Origin of the sequence: Arthrobacter sp. CAN_A212 (assembly GCF_015752345.1) — a bacterium.
GTDB lineage: Bacteria > Actinomycetota > Actinomycetes > Actinomycetales > Micrococcaceae > Arthrobacter_D.
In genome coordinates this window covers 1-7,615 of record NZ_JADOUT010000042.1, presented here as the reverse complement: position 1 = coordinate 7,615, position 7,615 = coordinate 1, and the positions used below count along the sequence as shown (strand labels likewise).

At 65.6% G+C, this 7,615-nt stretch carries 8 protein-coding genes and 1 tRNA gene; 4 read left to right on the top strand and 5 right to left on the bottom strand.

Features of this window, described 5'->3' with window-relative positions:
- Positions 1–213: 213 nt before the first annotated feature.
- Together mshC and IWX64_RS16265 are read right to left on the bottom strand one after the other, a co-directional pair.
- Positions 214–1,491, bottom strand: a complete 1,278-nt coding sequence (gene mshC / locus IWX64_RS16270; protein ID WP_196868169.1) for a cysteine--1-D-myo-inosityl 2-amino-2-deoxy-alpha-D-glucopyranoside ligase — start codon at positions 1,489–1,491, stop codon at positions 214–216.
- A gap of 73 nt (positions 1,492–1,564) precedes the next feature.
- A complete protein-coding gene (locus tag IWX64_RS16265) occupies positions 1,565–2,389 on the bottom strand; it encodes an undecaprenyl-diphosphate phosphatase (protein WP_196868168.1) in 825 nt (274 codons plus the stop codon).
- 74 nt (positions 2,390–2,463) lie between these two features.
- Here IWX64_RS16265 and IWX64_RS16260 point away from each other — a divergent pair, with 74 nt between their 5' ends.
- A complete protein-coding gene (locus tag IWX64_RS16260; protein WP_196868167.1) occupies positions 2,464–3,402 on the top strand; it encodes an aldo/keto reductase in 939 nt (312 codons plus the stop codon).
- Here the strand turns inward: IWX64_RS16260 and IWX64_RS16255 are convergent.
- Positions 3,399–3,620, bottom strand: a complete 222-nt coding sequence (locus IWX64_RS16255) for a hypothetical protein (protein ID WP_196868166.1) — start codon at positions 3,618–3,620, stop codon at positions 3,399–3,401. The two genes, IWX64_RS16260 and IWX64_RS16255, sit on opposite strands and share 4 nt — an antisense overlap.
- 40 nt (positions 3,621–3,660) lie before the next feature.
- On the opposite strand from IWX64_RS16255, the gene IWX64_RS16250 reads away from it, so the two are divergent.
- On the top strand, positions 3,661–3,894 hold the full coding sequence (locus IWX64_RS16250) for a DUF5703 family protein (protein ID WP_196868165.1): 234 nt from the start codon (positions 3,661–3,663) through the stop codon (positions 3,892–3,894).
- Positions 3,895–3,907: 13 nt separating this feature from the next.
- On the opposite strand, the gene IWX64_RS16245 is transcribed toward IWX64_RS16250, so the two are convergent.
- Positions 3,908–5,065 (bottom strand): acyl-CoA dehydrogenase family protein, encoded by a 1,158-nt coding sequence (locus tag IWX64_RS16245; protein ID WP_196868164.1) that lies wholly within the window; start codon positions 5,063–5,065, stop codon positions 3,908–3,910.
- A gap of 20 nt (positions 5,066–5,085) precedes the next feature.
- Positions 5,086–6,390, bottom strand: a complete 1,305-nt coding sequence (locus IWX64_RS16240; RefSeq protein ID WP_196868163.1) for a M20/M25/M40 family metallo-hydrolase — start codon at positions 6,388–6,390, stop codon at positions 5,086–5,088.
- Between the two features lie 151 nt (positions 6,391–6,541).
- Between IWX64_RS16240 and IWX64_RS16235 the strand changes: the two genes are divergently transcribed.
- Positions 6,542–6,624 (top strand) — tRNA-Leu (locus IWX64_RS16235).
- Between the two features lie 100 nt (positions 6,625–6,724).
- The gene (locus IWX64_RS16230) at positions 6,725–7,084 is read left to right on the top strand and encodes a hypothetical protein (RefSeq protein WP_196868162.1); all 360 of its coding nucleotides are present in this window, start codon (positions 6,725–6,727) and stop codon (positions 7,082–7,084) included.
- The last annotated feature ends 531 nt before the right edge of the window (positions 7,085–7,615 follow it).

Below are 7,615 nucleotides of genomic sequence, written 5' to 3'. Positions count from 1 at the left end.
GCGGTCTGGCCACCCGGTACGACAAACTCGCCCTCACCTACCGCGGAGGAGTCGTACTCCGAGCCATCACTATTTGGCTCAAAGAATTAGGAGACGCGCCCTAGTCGTCTCGACCGGCACGAGCGGGGCTACCGTCGGCTGGAGTTCATTCAGCGCGCGGACGGACGTTTGTTCGTTTGTTTGTTCGGTCGGTAAGTCCAGGTTTCCCCAGGATTAACGGGTGAGCCTGATGCCCAGCAGGGCGTCCAGTGCGTCGACGACGGCGTCCGCGCCGGCCGCCGTGCCAGCGGTCGCGGGTGCGACTGCCGCCCACCGGTCGACGGCTGCCACGGCCGCCGGGGCGTCAAGATCGTTGGCCAGGGCGCTGCGCAACTCCTGGGTGAGCCCTGCCGCCGATTCGGTGGTGGCGGAGCCCAGTGCAAGACGCCAGCTGGCCAGCTGGTCCTGGGCGCGGGGAATCACCTTGTCGGTCCAGGACCAGTCGGAGCGATAGTGGTGGTTCAGGATCGCCAGCCGGATTGCTGCAGGGTCGACGCCGTCGCGGCGCAGGGTGGACACGAGCACCAGGTTGCCGCGGGACTTGCTCATCTTCTCGCCGTCGAGTCCCACCATCCCGGCGTGGGCGAAGTGCCGGGCCAGCGGGGTGCCGGTGGCCGCTTCCGCGTGGGCCGCACTCATCTCGTGGTGCGGGAACACCAGGTCGGAGCCGCCAGCCTGCACGGTGAAGGGCAGGTTCAGGAACCGCTGGGCGATCACCGCGCATTCGATGTGCCAGCCGGGCCGTCCCCGTCCCAGGGTGTTCCCGTCCCAGTCGGGCTCGCCGCTCCGGGCCACCCGCCAGAGCAGGGGGTCCATCGGGTGCCGCTTGCCGGGACGTTCCGGGTCCCCGCCGCGTTCGGCGAAGAGTCCGGTCATTTCGTCCTCTCCCAGGTGGGACACCGCTCCGAGGAACCACGCTTCGGGACCCGATAGCGAAGCCGTCGCGGCGTCCACCGAGAAGTAGATGTCGCCGTCGGGCTCGGCGCCGTCGCCCGCCACCGGGTACGCGATGCCGCGCTCCAGCAGGGATTCAATCACCGGCACGATCCAGCCGATGGACTCCACCGCCCCGATGTAGTGCTCGGGTGGGATGACGTTGAGTTCGTACATGTCTTCACGGAACAGATCGGTCTGCTCGATGGCGAGGTCCATCCAGTCCACCCCGGTGGCGGTTGCCCGCTCCAGCAGGGGGTCGTCGATGTCGGTGACGTTCTGGACATAGTTCACGACGGCGCCCGAGTCCCGCCAGAGACGGTTCAGGAGATCGAACGCGACATACGTGGCCGCGTGGCCCATATGGGTGGCGTCATAGGGGGTGATTCCGCAGACATACAGTCCCTGCCCGGGTTCCGGCGGCAGGTTCACCAGCTGCTGCTGTTTGGTGTCGTACAGGCCGATGCCGGCTGTCTGGCCAGGCAGGGCAGGAATAGGTCGAGAGTTCCACGCAATCACGTCTTCTACAATACGTTCTCCACCGGGCGCACCAGACCAGCGGTGGTGCGGTCCGCCGCTGTCACAGCATGGATCAAGGGTTGATGATGCCGAACCCGAGCAGCAGGAACAGCGCCAGCCCGAGCAGGATCCGGTACCAGACGAAGAGGCCATAGCTGCGGGTCGAGACGAACTTGAGGAACCAGCCGATGATGACGAAACCGACCACGAACGCGATGCCGGTGGCGAGGGCCGTCTCCCCCAGCCCGTACGGGCCGGGTTCGTCGAAGCTTTTGACCAGCTGGAAGAACCCGCTGGCGAAGACCGCCGGGATGGCCAGCAGGAAGGAGTAGCGGGCCGCGGCCTCACGGTTGTAGCCCATGAACAGGCCGGCGGTAATGGTGCCACCCGACCGGGACACGCCGGGAATCAGGGCAAGTGCCTGGGCGAAACCGTAGAAGATTCCGTGGCGAAAGGTCAGCTGCTCAAGTGTTCGATCCTGCTTCCCGACGGCATCGGCGACCGCCAGGATCAGCCCGAACACGATCAGCATGGTGGCGGTCAGCCACATGCTGCGCAGTGTGCTTTCGATCTGGTCCTGGAACAGCAAACCCAGAATGCCGATGGGCAGGCTGCCGAGGATCACCAGCCAGCCCATTCTCACATCAGGGTCGCTTGTGTGGACCTTGCCAACCAGCGACCCGGTCCAGGCCTTGATGATCCGGACAATGTCGCGCCAGAAGAACACCACCACCGCCGTCTCGGTGCCCAGCTGGGTAATCGCGGTGAAGGCGGCACCCGGATCCTGGGCGTTGGGCAGGAACTCGCCGACAATGCGCAGGTGGGCGCTGGAGGAGATGGGGAGAAATTCCGTCAGGCCCTGCACCAGGCCCAGGATGGCAGCTTCGATCCAATTCACATCTAAGACCTTAGAGCACCCACCTGCCAAGGGCCGGGAGGTCACCGTCCTGCCGGAGGCTTTAGGCTTACCGTATGCAGTGGCAAAACGTGGGCAGCAGCGGTCTGGCGGTATCCCGTGTGGGATTGGGCACTATGACCTGGGGTCAGGATGCGGATGAAGAAACCGCCCGTGAACAGCTGCGCCTGTTCACCGAGGGCGGGGGCACGCTGGTGGGCACCGCTGCCCGCTACTCGGATGGCCGGGCGGAGGCGATGCTGGGAGACCTGATCGGCGACATTGTGGCCCGCTCCGAGCTGGTCCTCGCCGTGCAGGGTGGGCTTGCCCGCTCACACGGAGGTGTGCGCCGGTCCGACGCGTCGCGCAAGGGACTGCTCGACTCTCTCGACGCCTCCCTGGCCCGGCTGGGGACGGACCACGTTGACCTGTGGCTGGCGCCGGCCCGGCAAGCCGGGGTGCCGCTGGACGAAACACTCGGGGCGTTGGAAGTCGCCTACCGTACCGGGCGTGCCCGCTACGTCGGGGTGTCCAACCAGGCGGGCTGGGAGCTCGCCCTCGCATCGGCGACCGCCGGTTTCCCGCTGGTCGCCCACGAGGCCGAGTATTCACTGCTGAACCGCACGGTGGAACGGGAGGCAACCCCCGCGGCCCTGGCCCTGGGTGTCGGTCTGCTCGCCTGGGCTCCGCTGGGCCGTGGCGTACTGACAGGCAAGTACCGCGGGCAGACCCCCGCGGATTCCCGGGCGGCGTCGGACCTGTGGGCGCCGTATGTGGAGCCGTATCTCACCGGCCGCCCGCACCGCGTCGTCGAGGCGGTAGTGACGGCGGCGAAGGGCCTGGATCTGGCGCCCCTTGAGGTAGCGCTGCGCTGGGTGCTGCACCGACCAACCGTGACCGCCGCACTGGTCGGGGCCCGGACCAGTCATCAGCTCAAGGACGTGCTCGCCGCGGCTCAGGACCCGCTGCCGCAGCAGATCTCCGAGGTGCTGGGCGAGGTATCGGCGCCGTCCTAGGATTCGTCGTCGTCGTCGCTCTCGTAGATGACCAGCGGGGTCACTTCCCCGTGGGCGTCGTACAGGACTTCCTCATAGGTATCGAAGGCGTCGGCGACGGCGAGGTAGGCGGCCTCCACAGCCGGGTCCTCCTCGCTGCGACGGGACGCGGCCGCGTTGAGATGCTCCTCAAGCGCCGAAACCAGGGTTTGGAGCGCGACACGCGGATCAATACTCATGGGTAGACGTTATCGGTAAAGTGGTCAAAATTGGAGGGAAATGCGCGAACAATTTCTAAACGCGACGACGGCACCAAAGCGCGGTGTCGAGCGCCGCTACGAGTACCTGGTGTTGACCGTTAAAGCGGGCGAGCCGGTCAACGCCGCACGTCAGGCGCTGACCGAACACGCCGAGTACGGGAAGTGGGAGCTGGAGCGCAGCTGCATCTACATCGGCGGTGGGCGTCGCTACTGGATGCGCCGCAAGGTGATGCGGGTGGAGCGGACGGCGTAGGACGCCGGGCCCCCTACGTGTCCTCCAGCTGGCCGAGCCAGGCTGTGGCCACGGTCCGGTGGGCCGACTCGGTGGACGACGGATGGTACTGGCCCGCAAGCACGTCACGGTGGAGCCTGCCAATCTCGCTTCCGGTCCGGAAGCCCTGCCCTCCCGCCAGATGCAGCGCGGCGTCAGTGACCTCGCGGGCCACCGCGGTGGCCCGCAGCTTCAGCCCCACCAGTTTCGCGAACCAACGGCCCCCATGGTCGGCGCCGGCGTCGAGGTCGCGTGCCACGGACCGCAGTTGCGCGTCGAGGGAATCCATGGCCATTGCCGCGTCGGCGACCTGCCAGCGGACCTCCGGGGTCTGTGCCAGCGGTAGCCCCTTGCCGGTGGTCCGCTGGCCGGCAGAGCCGACCGCCAGAGCCAGCGCCCGGTCGCCGATCCCCGTGTAAACCGCTGATAGAAGCGTCTCGAAGGCCGCAAAAATGGCGAACACCAGCGGGTCGGCGTTCGGGCCCACGGGCAGGTGCCTGAAGATGCGCTCGGCAGGGACGACGACGTCGTCGAGCCGGGTGGTGTGTGACTGGCTGGCACGCATCCCGAGGGTGTCCCAGTCCTGAACCGTGTGGACCCCGGGGGTGCCCCGGGTCACGAAGCCGTGCACCAGCTGCTCAGTACCGTCGGTTGCCGTGGTCTTGCCGAACACACCCAACCGGGTCCAGGCTGGCGCGAGGCTGGTAAAGATCTTGGTGCCCGCGAACGCATACCCGCCGCCCACTTGGGGCGTCGCCATGGTGACGGAATCGAAGAGGACCGCGTCGTTGCCCGGCTCGGACAGCCCGAACGCGTACAGCTCCCCCTGGGCGGCCTCCCGGAGAACGTAGTCCAGGGAGGCGTCACCCCGACGCTGCAGGAGCAGGGCGACCCCCGTCCACACGAGATGCATGTTGATGGCCAGCGCCGTGGCCGGCGCGGCCGATGCCAGCCGCCGCTGGCAGGCGGCCGTCGCTTCGATGCCCAGCCCGCGACCGCCGTCGCCCGTGGCGGCCATCAGGGCAAGGTAGCCGGTCTCCCTGAGGTCGGCGAGATCGGCGTGGAAGAACTCGTTCCGGGAGTCGTAGCCCGCGGCGCGCTCCCGGAACGTCTCGAGGAGGCTGTCCGGGAGGATTTCAACTGGTGTGTCCACTGGAGTGTTCGCAGTCAGGCCTAGTAGGTGGTGAGCAGCCGGTTGAGGACGCGTGAGCCGAACTTCAGGGACTCGGTGGGGACCCGCTCGTCGACCCCGTGGAACATGCCGGTGAAGTCGAGTTCGTCGGGGAGCTGGAGGGGGGCGAACCCGTACCCGGTGATGCCCAGGCGACTGAGTGACTTGTTGTCGGTGCCTCCGGAGAGCGTGTAGGGCAGGACCTTGGCGCCCGGGTCCTGGCTGTGGAGGGCATCGATCATCGAGTCGACCAGGTTTCCGGCGAACGGCACCTCTAGGGAAACGTCCTTGTGGTCGTAGGTGACGTCGACGCCGGCGCCTGCGAGTTCCTTGATGGTGGCGAGGACCTGCTCCTCCTGGCCGGGAAGCGTGCGCACATCGATCAGCGCCTCAGCGGTGCCGGGGATGACGTTGTGCTTGTACCCGCTCTTGAGCACCGTCGGATTGGAGGTGTTCTGCAGGGTGGCACCGACGAAGCGCGCGACGGTGCCAAGCTCGGCGAGCAGGGTGTCGGGGTTGTCGGCGTCGAACTCGACGCCGGTGAGTTCCGTCACACCGTCGAGGAACTGGCGGGTGGTGGGGGTCAGCTCGATCGGCCACTTGTACTCCCCCACGCGGGTGACGGCGCGTGCCAGTCGGGTCACCGCGTTGTCGGTGTTGATCTGTGAGCCGTGGCCGGCGCGGCCGTGGGCCACCAGGCGTAACCAGGAGATGCCCTTCTCGGCGGTCTGCAGCAGGTAGGTCCGCTGGCCTCCGATCGTGGCAGAGAAGCCGCCGACCTCGGAGATGGCCTCGGTGGCGCCCTCGAACAGTCCGGGCTGGGTGTCGACCAGCCAGGACGCACCGTATTTCCCGCCAGCTTCCTCGTCGGCGAAGAAACCGAAGATCAGATCGCGCTTGGGCTGGATCTTCTCGCGCTGCATGCTGCGCAGCACCGAGAGGATCATGGCGTCCATGTCCTTCATGTCCACGGCGCCGCGGCCCCAGATGAGGCCGTCCTTCTCCTCGCCGCTGAACGGGTCGACCGTCCAGTCCTCTTTTTGCGCGGGGACAACGTCCAGATGGCCGTGCACCACCAGAGCGGGCAGCGACGGATCGGAGCCGGGCATCCGGGCGATCACTGAAGCGCGACCTGGCTCGGACTCGAAGATCTGCGTGCCCAGGCCGACTTCCTCGATCAGGCCCGCCGTGTACTCGGCTGCCGCTCGCTCGCCAGGTCCCACATTGTCGCCATAGTTGGAGGTGTCAATGCGGATGAGTTCCTGGCAGATGCGGACAACTTCGTCTTCGGGCAAGATGTTCGTCACGTGGGGCCTCCTGAGGCAACTAGTCTGTTCCACCAGCCTAACCACTTTGGCTCAGACCCCCGCTGAGGGTGCGGATTAAACTCTTGGGCCTTGATCGTGTTAGAGTTTTTTTCGCTGCTTCCGAGGGTTTGAGCCACGGAAAACATCACCTGCGCGGGTGGCGGAATGGCAGACGCGCTAGCTTGAGGTGCTAGTCCTCTAACGAGGGTGGGGGTTCAAGTCCCCCTCCGCGCACAATGAAAAAACCCCGGATTTCCGGGGTTTTTTTATGCCCCCGACCACGCGACGTGGTTATCTCCGACAGCCGTCGGCAAAGTCGACGCATAGTAAAACCATGCCCAACATCGAAAATCGCCCACGCAAAGACGGCTCCACGGCCTATCTCCTTCGTTGGGTCGACAAAAAGACCGGTAAGCGAAGGACCCAGCGTTTTGACGAGGTCAAGGACGCCGAGTTCATGATGACCGTTCTGGAGGCTCACGACCTCGACACCTCGCTGGCCTTATCGAGTGCGCAGAAACACTTCATGGGCGCCTACACGGTTACCAAAATGGTTGAGGGCCATATCGATCTGCTGACGAACGCGAACGGTTACACGATCAGGCGCTACAAAGGGCAGCTTGCCAAGCACCTCACGCCAACCATCGGTCGCATTGATGTACTTGAGGTCGATTATCGTGACGTGGTCGGCTAGGTGAAAACGATGTCTGCTGCGGGCTCCTCCCCTACGACCATCGCGAACGTCCACGGGCTCCTCAGCTGCATTCAAAACCGCTGTCCGTGAGAAGAAGCGCACCGACAATCCGTGCGCCGGAGTATCGCTGCCTCGCAGCTCAGCAACTGAGGATCCTATGTCGTTCCTTACTCGTGATGAATGGCGTCTGCTGCAATCTCATATCCCGGAGGACCATCGACCCCTCTTCGCATTCCTCGCCGCGACAGGGGTGCGCTTCTCGGAGGCCACGGCTCTGTACGGAAGAGACTTTTCGTCTGACGAACATGGACAGGTCACTGTCCGGATTGCTCGAGCCTGGACCCGAAGCGAAACAAACCAGCCAGTCATAGGTCCGCCGAAGACTGCCCCAGTCCCGACGCACGATCGCAGTTGAAAGCCGGACCGCGATGGATCTGTCCCCTCCCTGTCAGGCTGTTGTGAGACACCCCGGAGCCCCCGGGTCCATCGTGGAGGGTGGTGACAGGAGACAGGTTTCATGAGCGATAACAG

Excerpts from the sequence above, each read along its gene's own strand:
- IWX64_RS16260 (WP_196868167.1), top strand. The coding sequence starts at position 2,464 with ATGCAGTGGCAAAACGTGGGCAGCAGCGGTCTGGCGGTATCCCGTGTG.
- IWX64_RS16255 (WP_196868166.1), bottom strand. The coding sequence starts at position 3,620 with ATGAGTATTGATCCGCGTGTCGCGCTCCAAACCCTGGTTTCGGCGCTT.
- IWX64_RS16250 (WP_196868165.1), top strand. The coding sequence starts at position 3,661 with ATGCGCGAACAATTTCTAAACGCGACGACGGCACCAAAGCGCGGTGTC.
- IWX64_RS16230 (WP_196868162.1), top strand. The coding sequence starts at position 6,725 with ATGCCCAACATCGAAAATCGCCCACGCAAAGACGGCTCCACGGCCTAT.